At 59.8% G+C, this 579-nt stretch carries 1 pseudogene; it reads left to right on the forward strand.

The window, feature by feature from the left end:
* Positions 1-7: 7 nt before the first annotated feature.
* A pseudogene (locus E8M78_RS15890) lies at positions 8-579 on the forward strand (transposase); the annotation flags it as partial.

Raw genomic sequence — 579 nt, forward strand, 5'->3', positions numbered from 1 at the left:
CTGGGACATGTTGAGAACACCTGCTCCCGAACAGACGGCTCTCGACAGCCTGGGGCCGAAGGATCATCTGCCTCGCAACATCAATGCACTGATCGACTTATCCTTCATCCATCAGCGCGTTGCCGGGCTACCTGTTCGGGGTTCGCTCCGAACGTCAGTTGGTGCGCGAGATCGAGGTGAATGTCGCCTATCGCTGGTTCTTGCGGATGAAACTGACCGACCCGGTCTTCGATGCCTCAACGCTTTCCCAGAACCGTCGCCGCTGCTTCAACGACACCTCGGTGGCGCAGGACATCGTCGATGCGATTGTCAGCCAAGCGATCCGCCACGGCCTCGTCGATGGGACCGTGCTCTATACGGATTCAACGCATCTGAAGGCCAATGCCAACAAGGGCAAGTATGATCTTGAGATGCTGAAGAAGTCGCGCGCCGACTACTGGGCCGATCTTGACCGGGCGATCGAGGCGGAACGCGCCGCCCATGGCCAGAAGTCGATGAAGGAAAAGGAGCGCAAGCCTGAGGTCACGGAAACCAAGGTCAGCCGCACCGACCCGGACAGCGGCTACATGGTGCGCGACG

The organism is Rhizobium sp. FKY42 (assembly GCF_005222835.1).
Taxonomy (GTDB): domain Bacteria; phylum Pseudomonadota; class Alphaproteobacteria; order Rhizobiales; family Rhizobiaceae; genus Neorhizobium.